This window comes from Bacillus sp. FAU18 (assembly GCF_056033885.1).
Genome location: NZ_JBVYHZ010000003.1, coordinates 633,403 through 656,955 on the forward strand (window position 1 = coordinate 633,403; position 23,553 = coordinate 656,955).

Consider the following 23,553-nt stretch of genomic DNA (forward strand, 5'->3'; position numbering starts at 1 on the left):
GGACAGGGGGTTTTTATGCTCTGAGCACGATCTAAAGCAAAAGATGCTGATAGATATATGGAGATTGGGTAAAGAAGAGATTGTGAGCTTGTAATGCGGTTCAGTCATGCTGAAATAAAAACAGCAAAACTTAAAGATTTCGTCATCGGCTTTGCTGCATATCAGCTGTTATATTGGGGGGCTTGTAAGAAACGCAGATTAGAGCCGTACCAGTTATGTTTAATAGAATACTGGTACCCAATACAATTCCCCACGTCAACGTCGATTCAGAGAGAAGAAAGCTCAGCAAAAGAAAAGCCAATCCTGGGCAGATCATACTCAGTCCAACGGTTTTCATGTTCATGCCTCCTGGTAAACGATGTTTCTAGCATCTGATGAGAATGATGTCAATCTGTATGATATACGGATATCTCGTCTGAAAGTTTCATAGAGCAATTAGGTCTTTTATCTAATAAAAAGCCTCAGACCGCTTTTGCGGCCTGAGGCGTTATGTCTTACGAAGTTTTCTCTTCTTTTTGATCCAGTTTAATTTTTTTCGTCATTTCTTTGCCGTTTCTGAGAATTTTCACTTCAACGGTATCACCGATCTTTGCGTCTTTATATAAGATATTGCGCAATTCACTGCCTGTATCAATTTCTTTACCTTTTAGGCCGATGATAATATCCTCTGCTTTTAATCCGGCCTTTTCAGCAGGAGAGCCTGAAGCGACTTCACGGATGTAAACACCTTTATTCAGCTGGCTGCCGAACAGGCCGAGTGTGCCTTCTTGGTAATTTTGCGGCACTTGTTCTAGATCAAGCATGCTGACACCGATATATGGACGTTCAATTTGACCTTTTGACAGCAGTTCTTCAGCAATCGGTTTTACGTCATTGCTTGGAATGGCAAATCCGATACCCTCAACATCATCCTCACTGATTTTCATACTGTTAATGCCGACAATTTTGCCGTCTGTATTTAACAAAGGACCGCCGCTGTTACCGGGGTTAATTGCTGCGTCAGTCTGAATGACGTTAATGCTCGTTTCGCCGGCTGATGTAGACATTGAAACCGTTCTGTCCACGCCGCTTACAATTCCTTGTGTTACTGTGCGGGACAGATCTTTTCCAAGCGGATCCCCAATCGCAATAACGGTCTCGCCTGTTCTGAGATCAGATGAATCACCGAAGTTTGCCACTTTTGTGACGTGGTCATCACTGATTTGGAGGACGGCTAAATCAGTTAACGAGTCACTGCCTACCAGCTTTGCAGTAACCTCAGTGCCGTCATATAAAGATACCTTCAGTGATGATGCCCCTTCTACGACGTGGTTATTTGTAATGATATAAGCCTTGCCATTCTCTTTTTTGAAAATGACACCTGACCCTGAACCGCTTTCTGTATCTTCGCTGGAATCAGAAGAACTAGAGCCGAACAAAGAGCTGTTTGATTGTGCCTGAAGATTTGTAATACCGACAATCGCTGGTGAAAGGTCTTCTACCATATCTGAGATTTTAGAAGAGTCCTCGCTCTTGAATGCAGATGAGCTGCTTGAGCTTGATGAGCTTTTTTTAGATTCAGAGGAGGTGCTTGTTGCTGTAACAGATTGCGTTTGCTGCTGGCTGGATGATTGTTTTGCAGTGTCCTGAGAATCATGGTCGCCAAGCGGTGTAAACGTATAGATGCCAAGGGCAAGACTGCCGCCGATCACTCCGCCAAGCAACGGTCTGAACCATCCGAATCCTCGTTTTTTCTTCTCCTGATCATGAATGACATTGCGGGCCGAGTAGGAGGCGCTCTGATCGTTCTCTTTCGTTAAAAAGACCTCATTCTCATTACCTTTCGTTCTGTTTTCATCACGATAGTTATCCATCATGTTCACTCCGTTTCTCTATTTTCACATGTTTATTTATATTGATAGGTTTATGACTTGAGTTTATCATAAACAAAAACTGTGGGATAAAAATGAAAAGATTATGGGAAATTGTGAAAAAGTGCGGAAAACGGTACACTTCATATTGTATATGAAAGGACTGAGTCGATGGAACAGATTGGATTGATTGGATATGGCAGCATGGCGGATATGATCGCCAGACAGCTGTTGAAACATGAACAAATAAAAGAGAATGAGCTATTTATTGAGACGAGAACGAAGGGGGAGCGGCTGCGGGCACTCATGTCAGATTATCCAAACGTATCGGCTGATCCGTTGGAGAATTGGGCAAATAAGTGCCAATTGATTTTGATATGCGTCCCGCCGCTCCATGTCATCGAAACAATGCGCCGTCTGCACCCGTATGTGAACAGAAATACTCACATCGTATCCATAGCTGCCGGTGTGCCGCTGCGTCTTTTGGAGGCAGAAACAGAAGCGGGTATCTCACGTGTTATTCCTGCCATTACGTCCGAAGCAGAAGCTGGCATCTCACTTGTCGTTCACAGTGAAGCACTGGCTGCGGAGAAGAAAGAGCATCTGAATGAATTGTTATCGGTTTTCAGCCGTGTACGAGAAATCAAAGAATCGAATTTAGATGCGGCCAGCAATTTAACGAGCTCGGCACCGGGATTCATAGCGGCAATCTTTGAAGAGCTGGCACTGTCTGCCGTCAGAAACAGCAGCCTGTCCAAAGAAGAAGCCTTTGATTTTCTGATTCATTCGCTATACGGAACTGGCAAGCTGCTGATCGAAAAAAATATGTCTTTCGAGGAGACGCTGGAACGTGTCGCAACCAAAGGCGGAATAACGGGAGAGGGAGCTGAGGTGATACGTGCCTCTGTGCCGGACGTTTTTGATGAGGTGTTTGAAAGAACCCTGAAAAAATATGAACTGCTTACAGAACTGGTTGGTAAACAGACATGAATCCTTGAAAAAGGATTCTTTTTTTATCACTGAGTGGTTGAGATTTTCCCCAGTTATATTGCATTTTTCCTCTTTTTTTAATATAATCTGTTAGAATATTCATAATTTAGTAAAAAAGGAGGAGCGTTATGAAATTGTACATGTCAGTAGATATGGAAGGTATTTCGGGTCTTCCGGACGATACCTTTGTGGATTCCGGCAAGCGGAATTATGAACGCGGACGGCTTATCATGACTGAAGAAGCCAACTACTGTATTGCTGAAGCATTTAACAGCGGGTGTACCGAGGTGCTGGTCAATGACAGTCATTCGAAGATGAATAATCTGATGGTTGAAAAGCTTCACCCTGAAGCAGACTTGATTTCTGGTGACGTCAAACCATTTTCAATGGTGGAGGGACTGGATGATACGTTTACAGGCGCTTTGTTTCTCGGTTATCATGCGAGAGCCTCGACTCCCGGTGTCATGTCACACAGCATGATTTTCGGCGTCCGTCATTTTTACATAAACGATCGGCCTGTCGGTGAGCTTGGATTAAATGCATACGTTGCCGGTTATTATGATGTCCCGGTATTAATGGTTGCCGGGGATGACCGGGCGGCGAAGGAAGCAGAAGAGCTTATCCCGAACGTGACGACAGCCGCAGTCAAACAAACCATTTCAAGATCCGCAGTGAAGTGCTTGTCCCCTGCGAAAGCCGGACGGCTGTTGACAGAAAAAACCGCGTTTGCCCTGCAAAACAAGGACAAAGTCAAGCCGCTCACACCGCCTGACAGGCCGGTTCTGAGCATTGAATTCGCCAATTATGGCCAAGCAGAATGGGCGAATCTGATGCCGGGAACGGAAATCAAGACGGGAACTACAACCGTTCAATTTCAGGCGAAGGACATGCTTGAAGCCTATCAGGCGATGCTTGTCATGACTGAGCTTGCGATGCGGACATCATTCTGCTAAAGGGGTGTTTTAGGCTTTGGCGCGATACATGATAAAGCGTTTTTGGGCAATGGCAGCTACGATTTTGGTGATTACCACCCTGACTTTTGTTCTCATGAAGGTCATTCCCGGATCTCCTTTTAACGAGGAGAGAGGCACAAATGAAGCCGTTCAAAAAAATCTCGAAGCCTACTATCACTTAGACGATCCTCTCATTTTCCAATACATTTTCTACTTAAAATCCATCATTACATTCGATTTCGGACCTTCAATTAAAAAACCGTCGGACAGTGTAAATGATATGCTGGAACGCGGATTTCCCGTTTCCTTTGAGCTTGGGATGACAGCGATTGTCATTGCTGTGATTTCTGGGCTGGTGCTGGGCGTAATCGCTGCACTCCGTCGCAATGGCTTTTTGGACTACGCCGCGATGAGTCTTGCAGTACTCGGCATCTCCATCCCGAATTTTATTCTGGCAACATTGCTCATTCAGCAATTTGCTGTCAATCTCAAACTATTTCCTGCTGCCACATGGACGAGCCCGATTCATATGGTGCTTCCGACCGCAGCGCTTGCTGTAGGGCCAATGGCGATCATTGCCAGGCTGACACGGTCGAGCATGGTCGAAGTTCTGACACAGGATTATATCCGCACAGCAAAAGCAAAAGGGCTTTCTCCGTTCAAAATTATTGTAAAACACGCACTCAGAAATGCACTCATGCCCGTCATTACCGTCCTGGGCACACTCGTCGCCAGCATCTTAACAGGAAGTTTTGTCATTGAAAAAATCTTTGCCATTCCGGGAATGGGAAAATATTTTGTTGAAAGCATTAATCAGCGGGACTATCCCGTGATTATGGGAACGACCGTTTTTTACAGCGTCATTCTGATTATCATGCTGTTTTTGGTCGATTTGGCCTACGGTCTCTTAGACCCGCGCATTAAACTGCATAAGAAAGGGTGAGGCGTGTGAATCTCCCTGTACAAACGGATGAACGCCAGCTAGAACAGCACAATCAGGTGCCTGATGAGTGGTTTGTCTCGAATCAGGAAAAAAATCGGGAAGCCGATTCGGTCAAGCGGCCGAGTTTGTCATACACGCAGGATGCCTGGAGGAGGCTGAAGAAAAATAAATTAGCGATGGCCGGACTCTTTATTCTTTTATTTCTTTTTGTCATGGCAGTTATCGGGCCCTTTTTATCGCCCCATAGTGTCGTACGCCAATCGCTGACAGAACAAAATCTTCCGCCCTCAGCCGATCATTGGTTCGGCACCGATGAACTCGGCCGGGATGTGTTTACCCGAACATGGTATGGCGCGAGAATTTCGTTGTTTGTCGGCGTGATGGCAGCACTGATTGATTTTTTGATCGGTGTCATTTACGGAGGCGTTGCCGGCTATAAAGGCGGCAGGATTGACAGCATTATGATGCGGATTATCGAAGTGCTGTACGGACTGCCGTACCTGCTTGTTGTCATTTTGCTGATGGTGCTCATGGGACCGGGACTGGGCACGATTATTGTGGCACTAACTGTGACCGGATGGGTCGGCATGGCGAGAATTGTAAGAGGCCAAGTGCTTCAGATTAAAAATTATGAATATGTACTCGCCTCGAAAACCTTTGGCGCGAAAACCTTTCGCATCATCCGGAAGAATTTGCTGCCGAATACTATGGGAGCCATCATCGTACAAATGACATTAACCGTACCTGCCGCTATATTCGCAGAATCATTTCTAAGCTTTCTCGGCCTCGGCATACAGGCTCCGTTTGCAAGTTGGGGCGTGATGGCGAATGACGGCCTGCCTACGATTTTGTCTGGGCATTGGTGGCGCCTGTTTTTTCCGGCCTTTTTCATATCTCTGACGATGTACGCGTTTAATGTGCTGGGGGACGGATTGCAGGATGCGCTTGACCCTAAGCTGAGGAGGTAGCTGTATGGAAAAAGTTCTGTCAGTCAAAAATCTGCACGTGTCTTTTACGACTTACGGCGGGACGGTTCAGGCGGTCAGAGGGGTGAGCTTTGATTTGTATAAAGGAGAAACCTTTGCGATCGTTGGCGAATCCGGCTGCGGCAAAAGCGTTACCTCCCAAAGCATCATGGGCCTGCTTCCGCCTTATTCGGCGAAGGTGACAGAAGGAAGCATTCTATTTAAAAACAAAGACCTTTGCCGTCTCTCTGACAAAGAAATGAGAAGTATAAGGGGAGCCGACATTTCTATGATTTTTCAAGACCCGATGACGGCGTTAAACCCTACGCTGACTGTCGGCGACCAGCTGGGGGAAGCGCTATTGCGCCACAAAAAAATGAGCAAAAAAGCGGCACGGAAAGAGGTGCTTTCCATGCTGTCATTGGTTGGTATTCCAGATCCCGAAGAGCGCCTAAAGCAATATCCCCACCAATTCAGCGGCGGCATGAGACAGCGGATTGTCATTGCAATGGCGCTGATTTGCGAGCCTGACATCTTAATTGCGGATGAACCGACCACCGCCCTGGATGTAACCATTCAGGCACAGATTTTAGAGCTGTTTAAAGAGATTCAGAGAAAAACGAATGTGTCTGTCATCCTGATTACACATGATTTAGGGGTCGTTGCCCAGGTAGCTGACAGAGTCGCAGTCATGTATGCCGGGAAAATGGCGGAAATCGGCACGAGAAAAGATATTTTTTATCAGCCGCAGCACCCTTATACAAAAGGACTGCTAGGTTCTGTCCCGCGGCTAGATTTAGATGGCGCGGAGCTGATCCCGATCGACGGAACACCGCCGGATTTATTTTCGCCTCCGCCGGGCTGCCCGTTTGCCGCCCGCTGTCCGAACAGGATGGTTGTGTGTGACAGGGTGTACCCGGGCCAGACGATCAGATCTGACTCGCACACCGTCAACTGCTGGCTGCAGGATCAACGAGCAGAGCATGCGGTGCTGTCAGGAGATGCGAAGGATTGAACATGAAAAGGGGGAAGAGGATGAAACGAGTGAAAAAGCTATGGGGCATGGGTCTTGCATTAGGACTTTCGTTTGCACTGATGGGGTGCACAGCAAATGAACAGGCCGGAAAAGAAGGCAGTCATGATAAGGCAAAAACCAGTGGAGAAAAGGTGCTGTATGTAAATAATGAAAATGAACCGACTTCATTCGATCCGCCGATCGGCTTTAATAATGTGTCATGGCAGCCGTTAAATAACATCATGGAGGGGCTGACGCGTCTTGGCAAAGATCATGAGCCCGAGCCGGCAATGGCGGAGAAGTGGTCTGTTTCGAAAGATAATAAAACCTACACATTTACGATTCGGGAAAATGCGAAATGGACAAACGGAGATCCTGTAACAGCCGGAGACTTCGAATACGCGTGGAAGCGGATGCTTGATCCGAAAAAAGGCGCTTCATCGGCATTCCTAGGTTATTTTATTGAAGGCGGCGAAGCATATAACAGCGGGAAAGGGAAAAAAGACGATGTGAAGGTGACGGCAAAGGATGATCGAACCCTTGAAGTTACACTGGAAGCACCGCAAAAATATTTCCTGAGCGTTGTGTCCAATCCTGCGTATTTTCCGGTAAATGAAAAGGTCGATAAAGACAATCCGAAGTGGTTTGCTGAGGCGGATACATTTGTCGGAAACGGCCCGTTTAAGCTGACGGAATGGAAGCATGATGACAGCATCACAATGGAGAAAAGCGACACGTATTGGGATAAAGATACAGTGAAGCTTGATAAGGTGAAATGGGCGATGGTCAGTGACAGAAATACAGATTACCAGATGTTTCAATCAGGGGAACTTGATACCGCTTATGTCCCTGCTGAGCTGAGTGATCAGCTGCTTGATCAGGATAACGTCAATATTGTTGACCAGGCGGGTCTCTATTTCTATCGATTTAATGTCAACATGGAGCCGTTTCAAAATGAAAACATCAGAAAAGCCTTTGCGATGGCTGTGGATCAAGAGGAAATTGTAAAGTACGTCACGAAAAATAATGAAAAACCGGCGCGTGCCTTTGTATCGCCTGGGTTTACGCAGCCTGACGGCAAAGATTTCCGTGAAGCAGGCGGAGACCTGATCAAGCCTAACGAAAGCAAAGCGAAGCAGCTGCTCGAAAAGGGCATGAAGGAAGAAAACTATAATAAGCTTCCTGCGATCACGCTTACTTACAGCACAAAGCCGGAGCATAAAAAGATTGCCGAAGCTATCCAGCAAAAATTGAAAAATAGCCTCGGAGTCGATGTGAAGTTGGCCAATATGGAATGGAACGTATTTTTGGAGGATCAAAAAGCGCTGAAGTTCCAATTCTCTCAAAGCTCATTTTTGCCTGATTACGCGGACCCTATCAGTTTTCTGGAAGCCTTTCAAACGGGAAATTCGATGAACCGCACAGGCTGGGCCAATAAAGAATACGATCAGCTGATCAAACAGGCGAAAAATGAAGCCGATGAAAAAACACGGTTCTCTCTTATGCATCAAGCTGAAGAGCTGCTCATCAATGAAGCGCCGATCATTCCGGTTTATTTTTATAATCAGGTTCACCTGCAAAATGAACAAGTAAAGGGAATTGTCCGTCACCCTGTCGGCTATATCGATTTAAAATGGGCAGATAAAAACTGATGGCGGTGATTGAGGAAATACTGCTTCTTTATGCGAAGGAGCGGTATTTTTTCTCTTTCTTGCACGTATACGTAGGGTGCAGAGCAAATGAAAGGAGTGTTTTCGTTGAATTACAAGCCGAAAGCGCTGAAAAAGGGTGATACAGTCGGAGTGATCGCGCCCGCAAGTCCGCCGGATCCAAAAAAGCTTGACACCGCGCTTTTATTTTTAGAAGAGCTCGGTCTTCAGGTGAAGTTGGGCAAGGCGCTGAAAAATCAGCACGGCTATTTAGCGGGACAGGATGATGAGCGGCTGGCGGATCTCCATGAGATGTTCAGAGACGAGGAGGTAAAAGCGGTGTTGTGCGCATGCGGGGGTTTTGGGACAGGACGTATCGCCGCCGGCATTGATTTCAGCTTGATCCGCAAACACCCTAAAATTTTTTGGGGATACAGCGATATTACGTTTTTACATACTGCCATTCATCAAAACACAGGTCTTGTCACCTTCCATGGCCCGATGCTCAGCTCGGATATTGGCCTTGACGACGTTCACCCGCTGACAAAAGCGTCATATAAGCAGCTCTTCCAGGAGACGGAATTCACCTATACAGAAGAGCTTTCTCCGCTGACCGCGCTTGTTCCCGGCAAAGCGGAAGGCGAGCTTGTCGGGGGGAATCTGTCTTTGCTGACGTCTACACTGGGCACGCGATTTGAAATTGATACGAGAGGAAAGCTTCTGTTTATTGAAGATATTGATGAGGAGCCTTATCAAATCGACCGGATGCTGAATCAGCTGAAAATGGCGGGGAAGCTGACGGACGCGGCGGGAATTCTAGTTTGTGATTTTCACAATTGTGTCCCGGTGAAGCGAGAGAAGTCTCTCTCACTTGAGCAGGTGCTGGAAGACTATATTATTTCTGCGGGCAGGCCTGCTCTGAGAGGATTTAAAATCGGCCACTGCTCGCCAAGTATTGCCGTTCCGATCGGTGCGAAAGCTGCTATGAATACAGCAGAAAAAACAGTCGTAATAGAGGCGGGCGTTTCAGAAGGGGCGCTGAAGACATGAAAATCATTCGAATCGAAACAAGCCGAATCGCCGTTCCGCTGACAAAGCCGTTTAAAACCGCACTTCGCACTGTGTATACGGCTGAATCAGTCATAGTAAGGATTACTTATGACAGCGGTGCAGTCGGATGGGGAGAAGCGCCGCCGACGGTCGTGATTACAGGTGACAGCATGGATAGCATTGAAAGTGCCATCCACAATGTGTTGAAGCCGGCATTGCTTGGAAAAAGCCTGGCGGGCTGTGAGGCCATTCTGCACGACATCCAGCATCTTCTTACAGGAAATATGAGCGCGAAGGCTGCTGTAGAAATGGCGCTATACGACGGCTGGGCGCAGATGTGCGGGCTGCCGCTTTATCAAATGCTTGGCGGATATCGAGATACGCTGGAAACAGATTATACCGTCAGTGTCAACTCACCTGAAGAGATGGCAGCTGATGCCGAGAATTATCTCAAACAAGGCTTTCAAACGCTGAAAATAAAGGTCGGAAAAGATGATATTGCGACTGATATCGCCCGTATCCAGGAAATCAGAAAACGTGTCGGATCAGCTGTGAAACTGCGTTTAGACGCTAATCAGGGGTGGAGGCCGAAGGAAGCGGTAACTGCCATTCGGAAAATGGAGGATGCGGGTCTAGGCATTGAGCTTGTCGAGCAGCCTGTCCATAAAGATGATCTCGCTGGGCTTAAAAAGGTGACAGATGCAACAGATACGCCGATTATGGCTGATGAAAGTGTTTTTACACCGCGCCAGGCGTTCGAAGTTCTGCAAACCCGGAGCGCAGACTTGATCAATATTAAATTGATGAAAGCGGGCGGCATCAGCGGAGCAGAGAAAATTAATGCCATGGCGGAGGCCTGCGGGGTGGAGTGTATGGTCGGCAGCATGATCGAAACGAAGCTGGGCATTACGGCCGCGGCGCATTTTGCGGCAAGCAAGAGAAACATCACACGCTTTGATTTTGACGCGCCGCTGATGCTGAAAACAGATGTATTCAAAGGCGGCATAACATATAGCGGCAGCACGATTTCGATGCCTGGCAAACCGGGTCTCGGAATCACCGGGGCTGCGCTTTTGAAAGGGGAAAAAGAGCAATGATGCACACTGTCATATCAGCAGTGGCCAACATCTGGACAGCGCCTGATTCACCGCGTCCGTCTGATCAATTCATGCTTCAACCGACTGTAATGATCAGAGACTGGCTGAAGCGCATGACGTATGATGAACGGCTTAGATTATGTACAGACAATGTAATCCAAACTCAGGTTCTCTTTGGCGAAAAGGTACTTGTGACAGCGGAACAGGGGGAATGGGTTTCTGTGATCGTGCCTAGCCAGCCATCCCGAAAGGATCCACGCGGATACCCAGGCTGGATGAAAAAGAACCAGCTGGAAAAAACAAAGCCCATCCATACACAACACGATGTGATGATCAGCAAACCTGCTGCCTTTTTGTACAGAAGCAATGGGGAAAAGGAGATCGAATTAAGCTTTTTGACGGTTCTCCCCTTCATTGCAAAAGAAAACGGATATTTTAAGGTTTCGACTGTTTTGGGAGAAAGGTTTGTGAAGCAAAGTGATGCAGTGCCTGTCAGCGAACAGAAAGGGACTGCTGAAGACATCATTCAAACGGGAGCTTTTTTTCTCGGACTTCCCTACCTATGGGGAGGAATCAGCGGGTTTGGGTTTGATTGCTCCGGTTTTATGTACAGTATATTTAAGGCGAATGGATACAGCATCCCCCGTGATGCGGGAGATCAGGCTAAGGCGGGGGAGGATGTCCTGCTTGATGATATGAAGGCTGGTGATCTGCTGTTTTTTGCTTATGAGGAAGGAAAAGGAGCGATTCATCACGTCGGTCTCTCCGTTGGCGGCGGGAAAATGCTGCATTCTCCAAAGACAGGGAAGTCAATCGAAATCCTCACATTAAAAGAGACAATCTATGAAAAAGAATTATGTGCGGTGCGCCGCTGTTTTTCAGAATAAGGAGGGAGACAAATGAGGCGACTGCCTTTGTTAGAGGTCAGCCAGCTGAAAATGCATTTTGACGCAGGGAAAAAGCGGACAGTCAAAGCCGTCGACGGGATCACCTTTCAGATTCATGAAGGAGAAACGTTCGGGCTAGTCGGGGAATCAGGGTGCGGGAAATCAACCTTGGGGAGAGTGCTGATGCGCCTTTATCAGCCGACAGAAGGAAGCGTGACATCCCGCGGCACAAATCTTCATGCACTGAGTGAAAAAGAGCAGTTTGCCTTCAACCGCAAACTGCAGATGATTTTTCAGGACCCTTATGCTTCATTGAACCCGCGCATGACCGTTCGAGAAATTATTTTGGAGCCGATGGAGATTCACAATCTCTACAATACCCATAAAGCGCGGCTTCTCGTCGTAGACGAGCTGCTTGAGGCAGTTGGGCTTCATCCCGATTTTGGCAGCCGTTATCCGCATGAATTCAGCGGCGGGCAAAGGCAAAGAATCGGGATTGCGAGAGCACTGTCGCTGAATCCTGAATTTATCGTGGCGGACGAACCGATTTCTGCTCTTGATGTCTCAGTCCAGGCACAGGTGGTCAACCTGCTGAAGCGGCTTCAAAAAGAGAAAGGGCTTACGTTTTTATTCATTGCCCATGATCTTTCGATGGTGAAGCATATCAGTGACAGGATCGGTGTTATGTACTTAGGACACATGATGGAAATTACAGAGAGCGGCACCTTGTATCGTGAACCGCTCCATCCCTATACAAAGGCGCTTTTGTCCTCGATTCCGATTCCAGATCCTGAATTGGAGGACAAGCGTGAGCGTATTCTCTTGAAAGGAGAGCTGCCGAGCCCGGTCAATCCGCCAAGCGGCTGCGTGTTTCGAACCCGCTGTCCGGAGGCGATGCCTGAATGTGGGGAATCTCGTCCCCAGCTTCAAGAAATCGAACCCGGCCGTTTTGTCGCTTGCCATTTGTATCGAAATGCTGAAACGAAGGAAAAAGTGAGATAAATAAAAAGAGTGGCTCCTTTTTACTAGAGCCACTCCATTTGTTTATAGTTGATGTAAAAACTTTACACAAACCGGGTAAGGGACAGAAACCGTTGATGGGAGGAGTGTCAATCGGCCGGTTTCTTTGTCTCTTTCAAACAAGACGAGGTTGCCTGTTTCTTCATTTGAAGCAACGAGGAACCCTTCCGTTGGGTCAAATACAAAGTCACGAGGCCAGTTGCCTTCAGTCGACACTCTTTCTACGAAAGCCAGCTCTCCTGAATATTGATTCACTTCAAATACGGCGATACTGTCATGGCCGCGGTTTGCGACATAAACAAAACGTCCGTCCTCTGTGACATGAATTGCGCTTCCCTGGCTGTTATCTGTAAAATCATCAGGGATGGCAGAAACGACTTGGATTTCTCTAAATTCGCCGGCTGTCGGGTTGTATTCAAGCGCAATCACTTCATTGCTTAATTCTGTCATGACATAAGCGTATTTTTCTTTCGGATGAAAAGCGATATGGCGAGGTCCTGCACCGGGGGCGAAGGAATGGCTTCCGGATTCAGTCAATACGCCGTCTTTCAGCTTATAGGTGTAGAGCTTATCTATACCTAAATCAACCGCTACCACATAATTGTGTTCAGGTGTGAACCCCGCGTAGTGTGTATGCGGTTTTTCTTGTCTTTCGTGCGGCCCTTTTCCTGTGTGAGCGGCCTCTGAAACAGGTGATTGCAAGCTGCCGTCTTCCTGAACCGGAAAAACGTGTACCTTCCCGCTGTGATAATTGGCAGTCAGGACGAATTGATTTTGATCATCAACGCTTACGTGGCATGGCGAAGGGCCATCAATTAACTGATGATTCAGAAATGTCAATTCGCCGCTGTTTTTATCGATTTGATAGGCAGCAACTCCGCCTTGGCCGTCTGCTTTTTCGATGGAATAAAGGATGGTGTTGTTTTTATTCGGCGCCACATATGTCGGGTTGCCCAGCTTAGCGGCCAGCTTTGGCTCGCTGAGTGCTTTTTTCTCAGTATCAAGCTCAAATGAATAAATTCCTTCGCTTCCGCCTTTTGTATATGTTCCCACATATCCTATGTATTTTGTCATGCGATTTCCCCCTTAAAAATGATGTCACCTCTATATTAACGTATCTTGATAAAATAAGCTGTTCAAAACATGAAAAAGGGGAAGTTTCTTCAATCGCCTCGAATCAGCGGCATTGTGCAGCACCTGAAGGAGCCGCCTGATTTAATAATTTCTGACAGGTCAATTTCGATAATGTGATAGCCTCTTTTCGATAGCTGTTGATTGACATGGCGGTTGCCAGGGAGACTGATGATCGTTTTTTTTCCGATTGAAAGGACGTTGGTGCCAAGCGTAAATTGTTCGTCCTCGGGCACCTCAATAAGATCATAACGTTTCGCCAGCATATCGGCTGCCGTTGGCTCAATGGCCTGTGGATAAATTAACGCTTCGCTTTCAGATACAATGTTAAATACGCAGTCCAAATGCAAAAATTTTTCATGAAGCTTCACTGGAACGATCGTATATTCAGAAAGTGCCTCTTCCAGCTGGCCGATAGCTGAAATGTCGGTGCGCTGGCTGATTCCGACATAGACAATGTCATCATCGATAATGACGTCTCCGCCTTCAATACTCGTATCAAGCATACGGGTGTAAGAGATACCTTGGCTGTGAAAAAAATCTTTTATAACGGCTTCTTCTCCTTGGCGAATCGGTTCAGTCATGCTCGACAGGAAGGCTTTCTCTCCGATGACAAATCCTATGTCCCTAGTAAAAACCTGTTCCGGGAGTCCGTCGCGAACGGGCAAAAGGACGACCTCAACGTTATGTGACCTAAGTGCCTCCACTAAGCGGCTGTGCTGGTCGTTGGCGGTTTTTACATGAATATTGTCATCTTCAAAATGTTTTTGTGTTTCGTTTATAACATCTTTTATGGTCATGTGCTCAGGTTTGCATAAGATCACTTTCTGAAGTGTGCCGTATTCCGTTCGGCATACCGTTTTGTGCTGAGATTTCGGGATGGATACGTCCATTTGTTTTTCCTCCTAAAGTGTGAAGAATACATTTATTATTCCCTCATCATGAAAATCATTAAACCATTTTAAATTTTAGACAAATGGAAGAGAATATTGTTTAATAGGAGAATATAAGTGCATTTAGCTAAAAGATCAGACATCAAAGGGGAGAAAGGTATGGAAACACCGGAAACAAGATTTTGTAAAGAGTCAAAGGTTGTGAAAACCAGCAGGGTGTTCCCGCTTGACACGAACAACCATAATACGCTGTTTGGCGGAAAATTAATGAGCTACATAGACGACATTGCCTCTATTTCAGCGGCGCGCCATTGCAGACGTGAAACGGTAACAGCTTCAATGGATTCTGTAGATTTTTTAAAGCCGATCGGGCAAAAGGATTCTGTCTGCCTAGAGTCATATGTGACATGGGTCGGCACATCTTCCATGGAAGTATTTGTGAAAGTTATTAAGGAGCATTTGATGACTGGCGAACGGGAACTCGCTGCCACATCCTTTTTGACATTTGTCGCATTAGATTCAAATGGCAAGCCGGTGCCTGTACCGAGGGTTGTACCGGAAACAGAAGAAGAAATCATGCTGCATAATACAGCTGTACAGCGTGCTAATGAACGTAAGAACCGCAAGAAACACAGCCAGGCGCTTGCAAATGCGCTCGGAACTGATAAGCCTTGGTGAACGTTAAACCCAAAACATAAGTTGTTTTGGGTTTTTTTTGTGCTTTTCAATGGTGATTATTACAATGGTTAGTCCGTTTTTGCTAGGGGATTCTATAAAAAAGCAACAAATGTCATGTTAAATTGATAATTTTGTGACAACTTTATTAAAGATTCATTTTAGATATATCTTTTATTCGTGAGATCATGTATTTTAAAGATATATTCTGAATACATCTTTTCGAAAGGATTGTTTATAAAATGTTAGATAACAAAACAATCGAAATTATTAAAAGCACTGTACCCGTATTGCAACAGCATGGAGAAACAATCACTGGCCATTTTTACGATCGGATGTTTCAAGACCATCCAGAGCTTTTGAACATTTTTAATCAAACAAACCAAAAGAAAAAAACACAGCGAACTGCACTGGCAAATGCCGTTATTGCAGCTGCGGCAAACATTGACCAATTAGGAAACATCATTCCGGTTGTCAAACAAATCGGCCACAAGCACCGCAGTATCGGAATTAAGCCTGAGCACTACCCAATCGTCGGTAAATATTTGCTGATTGCGATTAAAGATGTATTGGGAGATGCTGCAACTCCTGACATTATGCAGGCATGGGAAAAAGCGTACGGAGTCATTGCTGAAGCGTTCATCGGAATTGAAAAAGACATGTATGAACAGGCTGAAGAGCAAGCCGGCGGCTGGAAGGAGTATAAGCCATTCGTTATCGCAAAAAAAGAACGGGAAAGCAAAGAAATTACATCCATCTATTTGAAACCGGAAGACGGCAAGCCGTTACCTGAATTCCAAGCAGGGCAATATATCAGCATCAAAGTGCGGATTCCTGATTCTGAATATACGCATATCCGCCAGTACAGCCTGTCTGATATGCCGGGAAAAGACTATTATCGAATTTCAGTGAAGAAAGATGGTGTCGTGTCTTCCTACTTACACGATGGGCTGCAGGAGGGAGATTCAATAGAGATTAGCGCACCGGCAGGGGACTTTGTTTTAGATCCTGCATCACAAAAAGATCTCGTTTTGATCAGTGCCGGAGTTGGCATTACACCAATGATCAGCATGCTGAAAACATCTGTTTCCAAACAGCCTGAACGGCAAATTCTGTTCATTCATGCGGCGAAAAACAGTGAATATCATGCATTGCGCCATGAGGTAGAAGAAGCAGCAAAACATTCTGCTGTTAAAACAGCATTTGTGTATCGCGAGCCGACAGAGGAAGACCGTGCAGGTGATCTGCATTTTCATGAAGGACAGATTGATCAGCAATTCCTCAAAGAACTGATTGCCAACACAGATGCGGATTACTATATTTGCGGTTCACCGTCGTTTATTACGGCAATGCATAAGCTTGTATCAGAGCTCGGATCAGCGCCGGAGTCTATCCATTACGAGCTATTCGGTCCGCAATTAAGTTTGGCGCAGTCCGTTTGAACACATACATGAAACTCTTCTCCTTTTTAGAGAAGAGTTTTTTATTGAGATATAAGAAGGTAGACAAACGCCGGTTTCTACATCCGGACAATCACAGACCCGCCGCCATTTGTGCATACACGGTTTTGCTGTTCTTGCATTGTTCTCAGCAATTCATTGTTTACCTCAATCGCTCTAATTAGTTGCTCCATCCTTAGCTCCAAACCGGCCAGCCTGTCGATTGTTTGCTGCTGGTAGCCCGCGGGTTGGGGAGCCAATGGCAGATCAAAGGGCCAATGGGTATTCGACTTCTGATTTTTCATATTGCGTATTGCGCCTCCAATCGGTGTCACTTTCTATTATGTTATGTTCAGGCGATGTGCACGTTCGCCTATTTAGACACTGATGCATAGCGGGCCTGCCACGGGGCACAATAGGCTCAATATGACCAGCGGATGGAGGTAAAGATCGGTGTTATGGATGGTATGGGTATTTTTACTGAAGCCAGTTATCGTATTTTCGATTGCGTATATTTTGTTTCGGCTTGCCGGTAAAAAAGCTGTGTCACAAATGAACAATTTTGATCTGCTTTTGACCTTCGCAATCGGAACCATTATCAGTGAGCCGATCCTTACATCCAAGCTGCCGATGTCTATTTATTATGCGGGTGCTTTTTTGGTGCTTTATCTTATCATGAGCAAGCTCTCTTTATCTAATAAATGGCGATGGCTCCTGGTCGTGAGCCCGACTGTCCTAATCCGAAACGGGGATATTGATGAACGCGGCCTTCGTAAAGAAAGGCTGACTGTTAATGAACTGCTCGGAAAGCTGAGGGAAAAGGGCTATGCCGACCCGGCTGACATTGATCTTGCTATCATTGAAGAAACGGGAGAAGTAAGCGTCATCCCGAAAGAGGAAGCGAGAGCGGTGCAGGTGCGGGATTTGAATATGGAAGCTGAACGGAACTTTATCCCGATTCCGCTCATACTGGATGGCGAAATCCTTGATCATAATTTGAAATATCTCCAAAAAAACCGATCCTGGCTGTTTGAGAAGCTTGAGGAAAAAGGGTACAGCCCTAAATTGCTGTCTTCGATCACCCTAGGCACGATGAATGCGCGAGGTGATATATCCCTTGATTTAAATACCTCTAATGATCCGCAGCATGATCCTTACTTATATAAACCGGGAAATAACAATTAAGATGGCTCTCTCTTGTAGTGAGGGCTTTTTTCTTTTTTAAAGGAAATTTTTGTTTGGTGTCAAATGTACCTAGTTAGGAGGGGAACTGAACATGAAGGACTTATCCATAAGAAACGACATGGCGCCAACGGTCAGTCTGCTGTATTCCGCAGTGGAAGAAAACAGTCTCCGTCTGGCTTCTATCGTAAGCCATATGACACACAGTGAACTTTACTATAAGGGGCGCTGCCAAACAAAAAACAGCACGGCTCAGCTTTTGCACCATATCACAAATGTTGATATCAGATGGGTCTGGCGTATCAAGGAAAATCGGATACCGGACCATATTGAACAGGCATACGGCCCGATGACAGATAAAAGCGGACGGCTGCCTGAACCGTTGAATCAGCCAGACTTAGATGAACTCCTGAAAAGACATCAGCATGTAGTAGACGAGCTGAAATCGGTATGCTTCACTTTAACTGAACATGCTTTGAACCAGCCGCTTTCCTTCGAAGGTGACACCGCGACGATACGATGGGGAATTTGGCATATGGCAGATCATAACCGCTATCATCAGGCACATATTGAAGCTCTCAAAAAAGAATGGAAGCAGGATGTGGCGAAGTATGAACGCTAAAACGAAGCTTGTGACCGATCGAATTCGTTTGCGCTGTATGGAAGATCGGGATCAAGCCACTTTGTTTGGGCTGCTTTTTAATGATCCTGACGTCATGAGATATTATTCCGGTTTAAAAGATAAGAGGCAAACCCGCGAGTGGATCAATTGGAACCAACGAAATGAAAAAGGGTACGGCGTTAGTCTGTGGATCGCCGAAGATAAGCGGACAGGGGAGTTTTTGGGGCAATGCGGCATCGTTCCCCAGCAGATCGAAAATCAAACCGTAATGGAAATTGGCTATATGTTTGCCCGCCGCCACTGGGGGAACGGCTATGCGCAAGAAGCGGCTCGGGCCTGTCTGGACTATGGCTTTAACGAGCGGCAGTTCGGCAAAATGGCGGCTTTGATTGACCCGGGTAATAAAGCGTCCATACGGGTAGCGGAGAAAATCGGCATGCATTACAGCAAAACGATCAGAAAATGGAATAAACCGATCGCGGTATATGAAAGAAAATCTTACAATTGAAAGATAGAGCTGAGTTTAGTATGATGATATCATGTAAAGTTTTCTAGGGTTCCGCATGTCAATTGACATGGACTGGTCCGAGAGAAAACACATACGCGTAAATAGAAGCGCGTATGCACACGGAGGGAAAAAAGCCCGGGAGAGTCAATCTCATGTGAGACGACTGTCCGGGGTTTTTTTGTTTTCGGAGAATCTTAAAAGATAGAAAGGAATGACTCAAAATGAAATGGGGATTGGTCGTGCTTGCCGCTGTTTTCGAGGTTGTTTGGGTGATAGGCTTAAAGCACGCTGACTCAGCCTTAACATGGAGCGGCACTGCCATCGGCATCATATTCAGCTTTTATCTTCTAATAAAAGCAACTCACAGTCTGCCTGTTGGTACCGTATATGCCGTCTTTACCGGACTCGGCACAGCGGGAACAGTACTTAGTGAAATTGTTCTGTTTCATGAACCGGTTGGATGGCCGAAGCTATTGTTAATTGGCGTGCTCTTAATCGGTGTAATCGGATTGAAGCTTGTGACACAGGATGAGACAGAGGAAAAAGGAGGCGAGGCATAATGCTGCACTGGATCAGTTTATTGTGCGCGGGCTGTTTAGAAATGGCCGGCGTGGCCCTTATGAATCAATATGCGAAAGAAAAAAGCGTGAAATGGGTGCTGTTGATCATTGTTGGTTTTGCCGCTTCGTTTTCCTTGCTGTCGTACGCAATGGAAACCATTCCGATGGGAACGGCTTACGCGGTCTGGACAGGGATTGGCACCGCCGGCGGGGCGCTTGTCGGCATCCTCTTTTACAAGGAGCAGAAAGACGCCAAACGGATCTTCTTTATCGCGTTGATTTTATGCTCAGCGGTTGGTTTAAAAATTCTGTCATAAATTGATTTTTATCAAATCTTCAGTATAATGGATAAATAGTTTAGACTTACAAAGATAAGAGGGATTATTCATGAAATCATATATGACTCAGCGGTTGGACGAATACCGTGACGGAAATGAGGATAAAGGGCGGCTCTTGGTCAGCTGCCCCGATCAGCCGGGTATCGTCTCTGCCGTTTCCGCGTTTTTATTTGAACACGGTGCCAATATTATAGAATCAAATCAATATACGACAGACCCTGAAGGCGGCCGGTTTTTCCTGAGAATCGAATTCGACTGCGCGGGCATTCGTGAGAAAAAAGCATCTCTTCAGGCGGCGTTTGCCTCTGTTGCGGATAAATTCGACATGACATGGAGCTTAACTTTGGCAAGCGAACTGAAGCGTGTCGCTATTTTCGTTTCAAAGGAGCTCCACTGCCTGCATGAGCTGATTTGGGAATGGCAAACCGGCAACCTGATGGCGGAGATCGCTGTTGTCATCAGTAACCATGAGGAAGCGAGAGAGCTGGTTGAGCGCCTGAACATTCCATTCCACTATATGAAAGCGAACAAAGACATCAGAGCGGAAGTCGAAAAGAAGCAGCTTGAACTGCTGGAGCAGTACGATGTTGATGTCATCGTGCTCGCACGCTATATGCAGATTCTAACTCCTGATTTTGTTTCGGCTCATCCGAATCGCATCATCAATATCCACCATTCATTCCTGCCTGCTTTTATCGGTGCGAATCCGTACAAACGGGCTTACGAGCGCGGCGTGAAACTGATCGGTGCGACATCTCACTATGTGACAAACGATCTTGATGAAGGGCCGATCATTGAACAGGATATTGAGCGCGTGGACCACCGTGATAATACGGAAGCGCTGAAAAACATCGGAAGAACAATTGAACGCAGCGTGCTTGCCCGTGCTGTGAAATGGCATTTGGAAGACCGTGTCATCGTTCATGAAAATAAAACAATCGTCTTTAACTAGACTGCAAGAGGCCCGCGCAATGCGGGCTATTTTTGATGACAAAAAACCTTGACAAGTGTCTTTTTTCTTTGCATAATATAAAAAAATCATTGAGCGTTGAAGAGGATTAGTAAGCAGACCTTTCTGTGACAGAGAGCAAAATGAATCGCTGAAACATTTTGCCGCATGAAACCTGCCGAACCTGCCTTGGAGTCCTAGGGGGAAAACCTAGGCGCATAACCTGGCGTTACAGGAGAGCGGAGCGTGCACAAGCACGTTCAATCAAGGTGGTACCACGGAAACCCATTTCGTCCTTATGAATCAGGATGAAATGGGTTTTTTTATTGTAGAAGAGCCGCGGAGGAGAATAAATGAAAAAACAAAGAATAGTAGTGAAAATAGGAAGCAGTTCGCTCACGAATAGCAAAGGAAGCATTGATGAGGCAAAAATCAGAGAGCATGTTCAGGCGATTTCCGTGTTAAAAAAAGCGGGGCATGAAATGATTCTGATTACCTCGGGTGCCGTTGCGGCGGGGTTTTCCAGCCTCGGTTATCCGTCCCGCCCCGTTACCATAAAAGGAAAACAGGCGGCGGCCGCGGTCGGACAAACACTGTTAATGCAGCAATATATGAATCAATTTAAACAATACTCACTGACTCCGGGACAAATCCTTTTAACGAGAAATGATTTTTCGAAAAGAGAACGGTACCGAAACGCGTATGCTACGATAATGGAATTATTGGAACGCGGCGTCATTCCGATTATCAACGAGAACGATTCTACATCTGTTGAAGAATTGACATTCGGAGATAATGATATGCTTTCTGCGTTAGTCAGCGGATTGATTCACGCGGACCAGCTCATGATTCTCACCGACATCAACGGACTGTATGATGCAAATCCGAATGAAAATCCTGAGGCGAAACGATTTGATTATTTGCCGGAGATCACGCCTGAATTGCTTGGATATGCAGGTTCAGCCGGATCAAAGGTCGGCACCGGCGGAATGAAATCAAAGCTGTTAGCCGCACAAACCGCGCTGTCTCTGGGAGTGAAAGTATTCATTGGAACAGGCAGCGGAGAGCAAAAACTTGCGGATATTTTGGACGGCAGGGGAGACGGCACTTATATCGGAGACAAAGAACTATCTTCGGTTAACAACACAAGGCAGTGGATTCAGTTCCACTCGCCGATATCGGGAGAAATTATCATTGATGCGGGTGCCGAAGAGGCGATGATCCATAATGGAAGCAGTCTTTTGCCCGCTGGCGTTGTGGGTGTGAACGGGAGCTTTCCGAAAGGGGCGGTTGTGGAAGTCAGGGGACCGGGCGGCGTGATCGGCAAAGGCCAAACTCATTACTCCTCTGAGGAGATTATGGAGGCCAAAGGCAAACGCAGTGACGAACTTGATTTTGAGAAAACGTTTGAGGTTATTCATAGGAATGACTGGGTCAATGTAAAAGACTAGGAGGCGGAAAAATGAGTGAAGTTTCTGTAAAAGCGAAGCTGGCGAAAGAAGCAGCAGCCGAAATGATCATGAAAACAACAGCCGAGAAGGATGAGGCGCTCAGCCTCATTGCAAACGGACTCCGTAAAGAACTGGATTTTCTCTTGGCGGAGAATGCAAAAGACATTGAGAACGGAAAAGAGAATGGTTTAACACCGGACATCATTGACCGTCTCACACTGGATGAGAAACGGATACGCGATATCGCGGACGCGGTGGAGCTCTTAATCGACTTAGCGGACCCAATCGGCGATTCTCTTGAAACGATTGAAAAAGAAAACGGCCTGTTTATTGAAAAAGTCCGTGTGCCGCTCGGTGTCGTAGGAATGATTTATGAGGCGAGGCCAAACGTCACAGTTGATGCGGCTACCCTTTGCCTGAAGACAGGGAACGCGGTTGTGCTGCGGGGGAGCTCCTCAGCCATCCACAGCAACAAAGCGCTCGTCAGTGTCATTCACAGAGCACTTGAGCAATCAGCGCTTCCGATTCACGCTGTGCAGCTGATTGAGGATACGAGCAGAGAGACAGCAAAAGAGCTCTTTACGTTAAATGATGGCTTAGACGTATTGATTCCGCGCGGAGGCAAGAAACTGATTGATCTCGTTGTGAGAGAATCAACAGTTCCTGTATTAGAAACGGGAGCAGGAAACTGCCACATATTCATTGACGAAACAGCCAAACCGCAAATGGCAGAAAAGGTTGTCGTAAATGCCAAAACGCAGCGCCCTTCCGTATGCAACGCGATTGAATCATTGCTGATTCACAAGGCTTGGGCAAGACAGCACGGGAAAGAATTGCTGAACCAGCTGGAAAACGCGGGAGTTGAAATTCGCGGTGATGAATTGGTATGTGAACTTCATCCTTCAAGCAAACAAGCATCAAAAGAAGATTGGGAAACCGAATTTTTAGCGCCTGTCCTCAGCGTAAAGACGGTTGAAAACGTCCAAGAAGCTGTGAAGCATATCCAACAATACGGCACCAATCATTCTGAAGCGATTTTAACTGAAAATGACAAAAACGCGGCATATTTTCAAACGGCTGTCGATGCTGCCGCTGTCTATCATAACGCGTCAACCCGCTTTACCGACGGCTTTGAATTCGGCTACGGAGCCGAAATCGGCATCAGCACGCAAAAGCTTCATGCAAGAGGACCGATGGGGCTTCCTGCACTTACTTCTACAAAATACATCATTAAAGGAACTGGGCAAATCCGTGAATAGCGGGGCAATGTTCAATGAAAAAGCTAATCTCGTAACGAGATTAGCTTTTTTTTATACGAGAAAAATTGACATATCAAATTTAATTGTGTACAATTCAATTGTATAAAATATATTGGGGGAATGAAAA

24 protein-coding genes, 1 riboswitch and 1 other annotated feature are annotated in these 23,553 nt (G+C 46.3%); of the genes, 20 read left to right on the forward strand and 4 right to left on the reverse strand.

Annotated features, from left to right (window positions below; translation table 11 throughout):
- Positions 1-494: 494 nt before the first annotated feature.
- Positions 495-1,853: a serine protease HtrA gene (gene htrA / locus AC0OMU_RS03625; RefSeq protein ID WP_041344803.1), complete on the reverse strand. Its 1,359-nt coding sequence runs from the start codon at positions 1,851-1,853 to the stop codon at positions 495-497.
- Positions 1,854-2,021: 168 nt separating this feature from the next.
- Here htrA and proG point away from each other — a divergent pair, with 168 nt between their 5' ends.
- The 10 genes from proG to AC0OMU_RS03675 all read left to right on the forward strand — a co-directional run bounded on the left by proG (position 2,022) and on the right by AC0OMU_RS03675 (position 12,401).
- Entirely contained in the window at positions 2,022-2,840 is an 819-nt protein-coding gene (gene proG, locus AC0OMU_RS03630) for a pyrroline-5-carboxylate reductase ProG (RefSeq protein ID WP_474240910.1), read from the forward strand.
- 128 nt (positions 2,841-2,968) lie between these two features.
- Positions 2,969-3,793, forward strand: a complete 825-nt coding sequence (gene dppA, locus AC0OMU_RS03635) for a D-aminopeptidase DppA (RefSeq protein ID WP_014479576.1) — start codon at positions 2,969-2,971, stop codon at positions 3,791-3,793.
- A 16-nt stretch (positions 3,794-3,809) separates the two neighbouring features.
- Positions 3,810-4,736, forward strand: coding sequence for a dipeptide ABC transporter permease DppB (gene dppB, locus AC0OMU_RS03640; RefSeq protein ID WP_003245446.1), 927 nt, complete (start codon positions 3,810-3,812; stop codon positions 4,734-4,736).
- Between the two features lie 5 nt (positions 4,737-4,741).
- Entirely contained in the window at positions 4,742-5,704 is a 963-nt protein-coding gene (dppC, locus tag AC0OMU_RS03645) for a dipeptide ABC transporter permease DppC (RefSeq protein WP_181218967.1), read from the forward strand.
- A 4-nt stretch (positions 5,705-5,708) separates the two neighbouring features.
- A complete protein-coding gene (gene dppD, locus AC0OMU_RS03650; protein WP_367147864.1) occupies positions 5,709-6,716 on the forward strand; it encodes a dipeptide ABC transporter ATP-binding subunit DppD in 1,008 nt (335 codons plus the stop codon).
- A gap of 2 nt (positions 6,717-6,718) precedes the next feature.
- Positions 6,719-8,368, forward strand: a complete 1,650-nt coding sequence (gene dppE / locus AC0OMU_RS03655; protein WP_072174130.1) for a dipeptide ABC transporter substrate-binding protein DppE — start codon at positions 6,719-6,721, stop codon at positions 8,366-8,368.
- An 87-nt stretch (positions 8,369-8,455) separates the two neighbouring features.
- Positions 8,456-9,415 (forward strand): S66 peptidase family protein, encoded by a 960-nt coding sequence (locus AC0OMU_RS03660; protein ID WP_181218972.1) that lies wholly within the window; start codon positions 8,456-8,458, stop codon positions 9,413-9,415.
- Complete coding sequence (gene ykfB / locus AC0OMU_RS03665) at positions 9,412-10,512, forward strand: L-Ala-D/L-Glu epimerase (protein ID WP_474240911.1); 1,101 nt, start codon at positions 9,412-9,414, stop codon at positions 10,510-10,512. The genes AC0OMU_RS03660 and ykfB overlap by 4 nt, the downstream gene beginning before the upstream one ends.
- On the forward strand, positions 10,509-11,399 hold the full coding sequence (gene eepC, locus AC0OMU_RS03670; protein WP_015383461.1) for a gamma-D-glutamyl-L-lysine dipeptidyl-peptidase: 891 nt from the start codon (positions 10,509-10,511) through the stop codon (positions 11,397-11,399). Before ykfB ends, eepC begins: the two co-directional genes overlap by 4 nt.
- A 12-nt stretch (positions 11,400-11,411) precedes the next feature.
- Complete coding sequence (locus AC0OMU_RS03675) at positions 11,412-12,401, forward strand: ABC transporter ATP-binding protein (RefSeq protein ID WP_474240912.1); 990 nt, start codon at positions 11,412-11,414, stop codon at positions 12,399-12,401.
- Positions 12,402-12,443: 42 nt separating this feature from the next.
- On the opposite strand, the gene pgl is transcribed toward AC0OMU_RS03675, so the two are convergent.
- Positions 12,444-13,493, reverse strand: coding sequence for a 6-phosphogluconolactonase (gene pgl, locus AC0OMU_RS03680; RefSeq protein ID WP_015383463.1), 1,050 nt, complete (start codon positions 13,491-13,493; stop codon positions 12,444-12,446).
- Between the two features lie 89 nt (positions 13,494-13,582).
- A complete protein-coding gene (locus tag AC0OMU_RS03685) occupies positions 13,583-14,443 on the reverse strand; it encodes a dimethylarginine dimethylaminohydrolase family protein (protein ID WP_015383464.1) in 861 nt (286 codons plus the stop codon).
- Positions 14,444-14,602: 159 nt separating this feature from the next.
- Here AC0OMU_RS03685 and AC0OMU_RS03690 point away from each other — a divergent pair, with 159 nt between their 5' ends.
- Together AC0OMU_RS03690 and hmpA are read left to right on the forward strand one after the other, a co-directional pair.
- Positions 14,603-15,121 carry an acyl-CoA thioesterase gene (locus AC0OMU_RS03690; protein WP_003232595.1) on the forward strand — a complete coding sequence of 173 codons (519 nt, stop codon included), beginning with the start codon at positions 14,603-14,605 and terminating at the stop codon, positions 15,119-15,121.
- A 239-nt stretch (positions 15,122-15,360) separates the two neighbouring features.
- On the forward strand, positions 15,361-16,560 hold the full coding sequence (gene hmpA / locus AC0OMU_RS03695; RefSeq protein WP_474240913.1) for an NO-inducible flavohemoprotein: 1,200 nt from the start codon (positions 15,361-15,363) through the stop codon (positions 16,558-16,560).
- Positions 16,561-16,637: 77 nt separating this feature from the next.
- Here the strand turns inward: hmpA and AC0OMU_RS03700 are convergent, their stop codons facing one another.
- Entirely contained in the window at positions 16,638-16,862 is a 225-nt protein-coding gene (locus tag AC0OMU_RS03700; protein WP_032725555.1) for a hypothetical protein, read from the reverse strand.
- Between the two features lie 148 nt (positions 16,863-17,010).
- Between AC0OMU_RS03700 and AC0OMU_RS03705 the strand changes: the two genes are divergently transcribed.
- The 8 genes from AC0OMU_RS03705 to proA all read left to right on the forward strand — a co-directional run bounded on the left by AC0OMU_RS03705 (position 17,011) and on the right by proA (position 23,426).
- Complete coding sequence (locus AC0OMU_RS03705; RefSeq protein WP_041333825.1) at positions 17,011-17,742, forward strand: DUF421 domain-containing protein; 732 nt, start codon at positions 17,011-17,013, stop codon at positions 17,740-17,742.
- Between the two features lie 91 nt (positions 17,743-17,833).
- Entirely contained in the window at positions 17,834-18,361 is a 528-nt protein-coding gene (locus AC0OMU_RS03710; RefSeq protein WP_174616623.1) for a DinB family protein, read from the forward strand.
- Positions 18,351-18,869, forward strand: coding sequence for a GNAT family N-acetyltransferase (locus AC0OMU_RS03715; protein ID WP_474240914.1), 519 nt, complete (start codon positions 18,351-18,353; stop codon positions 18,867-18,869). Before AC0OMU_RS03710 ends, AC0OMU_RS03715 begins: the two co-directional genes overlap by 11 nt.
- Positions 18,870-18,901: 32 nt before the next feature.
- Positions 18,902-19,013, forward strand: a riboswitch (guanidine-I (ykkC/yxkD leader).
- 77 nt (positions 19,014-19,090) lie between these two features.
- Entirely contained in the window at positions 19,091-19,429 is a 339-nt protein-coding gene (gene ykkC / locus AC0OMU_RS03720; protein WP_015383469.1) for a multidrug efflux SMR transporter subunit YkkC, read from the forward strand.
- Complete coding sequence (gene ykkD, locus AC0OMU_RS03725; RefSeq protein WP_014476583.1) at positions 19,429-19,746, forward strand: multidrug efflux SMR transporter subunit YkkD; 318 nt, start codon at positions 19,429-19,431, stop codon at positions 19,744-19,746. Before ykkC ends, ykkD begins: the two co-directional genes overlap by 1 nt.
- A gap of 70 nt (positions 19,747-19,816) precedes the next feature.
- Positions 19,817-20,719: a formyltetrahydrofolate deformylase gene (purU, locus tag AC0OMU_RS03730; RefSeq protein ID WP_015383471.1), complete on the forward strand. Its 903-nt coding sequence runs from the start codon at positions 19,817-19,819 to the stop codon at positions 20,717-20,719.
- 87 nt (positions 20,720-20,806) lie between these two features.
- Positions 20,807-21,017, forward strand: a binding site (T-box leader).
- A 52-nt stretch (positions 21,018-21,069) separates the two neighbouring features.
- Positions 21,070-22,167 carry a glutamate 5-kinase gene (gene proB, locus AC0OMU_RS03735; RefSeq protein WP_014479591.1) on the forward strand — a complete coding sequence of 366 codons (1,098 nt, stop codon included), beginning with the start codon at positions 21,070-21,072 and terminating at the stop codon, positions 22,165-22,167.
- A gap of 11 nt (positions 22,168-22,178) precedes the next feature.
- On the forward strand, positions 22,179-23,426 hold the full coding sequence (proA, locus tag AC0OMU_RS03740) for a glutamate-5-semialdehyde dehydrogenase (RefSeq protein WP_015383472.1): 1,248 nt from the start codon (positions 22,179-22,181) through the stop codon (positions 23,424-23,426).
- Positions 23,427-23,553: the final 127 nt, after the last annotated feature.

Bases quoted from the DNA above. Each gene is read 5' to 3' on its own strand.
- htrA (WP_041344803.1), bottom strand. From the start codon at position 1,853: ATGGATAACTATCGTGATGAAAACAGAACGAAAGGTAATGAGAATGAG.
- proG (WP_474240910.1), top strand. From the start codon at position 2,022: ATGGAACAGATTGGATTGATTGGATATGGCAGCATGGCGGATATGATC.
- dppA (WP_014479576.1), top strand. From the start codon at position 2,969: ATGAAATTGTACATGTCAGTAGATATGGAAGGTATTTCGGGTCTTCCG.
- dppD (WP_367147864.1), top strand. From the start codon at position 5,709: ATGGAAAAAGTTCTGTCAGTCAAAAATCTGCACGTGTCTTTTACGACT.
- dppE (WP_072174130.1), top strand. From the start codon at position 6,719: ATGAAAAGGGGGAAGAGGATGAAACGAGTGAAAAAGCTATGGGGCATG.
- AC0OMU_RS03660 (WP_181218972.1), top strand. From the start codon at position 8,456: ATGAAAGGAGTGTTTTCGTTGAATTACAAGCCGAAAGCGCTGAAAAAG.
- ykfB (WP_474240911.1), top strand. From the start codon at position 9,412: ATGAAAATCATTCGAATCGAAACAAGCCGAATCGCCGTTCCGCTGACA.
- eepC (WP_015383461.1), top strand. From the start codon at position 10,509: ATGATGCACACTGTCATATCAGCAGTGGCCAACATCTGGACAGCGCCT.
- AC0OMU_RS03675 (WP_474240912.1), top strand. From the start codon at position 11,412: ATGAGGCGACTGCCTTTGTTAGAGGTCAGCCAGCTGAAAATGCATTTT.
- pgl (WP_015383463.1), bottom strand. From the start codon at position 13,493: ATGACAAAATACATAGGATATGTGGGAACATATACAAAAGGCGGAAGC.
- AC0OMU_RS03685 (WP_015383464.1), bottom strand. From the start codon at position 14,443: ATGGACGTATCCATCCCGAAATCTCAGCACAAAACGGTATGCCGAACG.
- AC0OMU_RS03690 (WP_003232595.1), top strand. From the start codon at position 14,603: ATGGAAACACCGGAAACAAGATTTTGTAAAGAGTCAAAGGTTGTGAAA.
- hmpA (WP_474240913.1), top strand. From the start codon at position 15,361: ATGTTAGATAACAAAACAATCGAAATTATTAAAAGCACTGTACCCGTA.
- AC0OMU_RS03700 (WP_032725555.1), bottom strand. From the start codon at position 16,862: ATGAAAAATCAGAAGTCGAATACCCATTGGCCCTTTGATCTGCCATTG.
- AC0OMU_RS03710 (WP_174616623.1), top strand. From the start codon at position 17,834: ATGAAGGACTTATCCATAAGAAACGACATGGCGCCAACGGTCAGTCTG.
- AC0OMU_RS03715 (WP_474240914.1), top strand. From the start codon at position 18,351: ATGAACGCTAAAACGAAGCTTGTGACCGATCGAATTCGTTTGCGCTGT.
- ykkC (WP_015383469.1), top strand. From the start codon at position 19,091: ATGAAATGGGGATTGGTCGTGCTTGCCGCTGTTTTCGAGGTTGTTTGG.
- ykkD (WP_014476583.1), top strand. From the start codon at position 19,429: ATGCTGCACTGGATCAGTTTATTGTGCGCGGGCTGTTTAGAAATGGCC.
- purU (WP_015383471.1), top strand. From the start codon at position 19,817: ATGAAATCATATATGACTCAGCGGTTGGACGAATACCGTGACGGAAAT.
- proB (WP_014479591.1), top strand. From the start codon at position 21,070: ATGAAAAAACAAAGAATAGTAGTGAAAATAGGAAGCAGTTCGCTCACG.
- proA (WP_015383472.1), top strand. From the start codon at position 22,179: ATGAGTGAAGTTTCTGTAAAAGCGAAGCTGGCGAAAGAAGCAGCAGCC.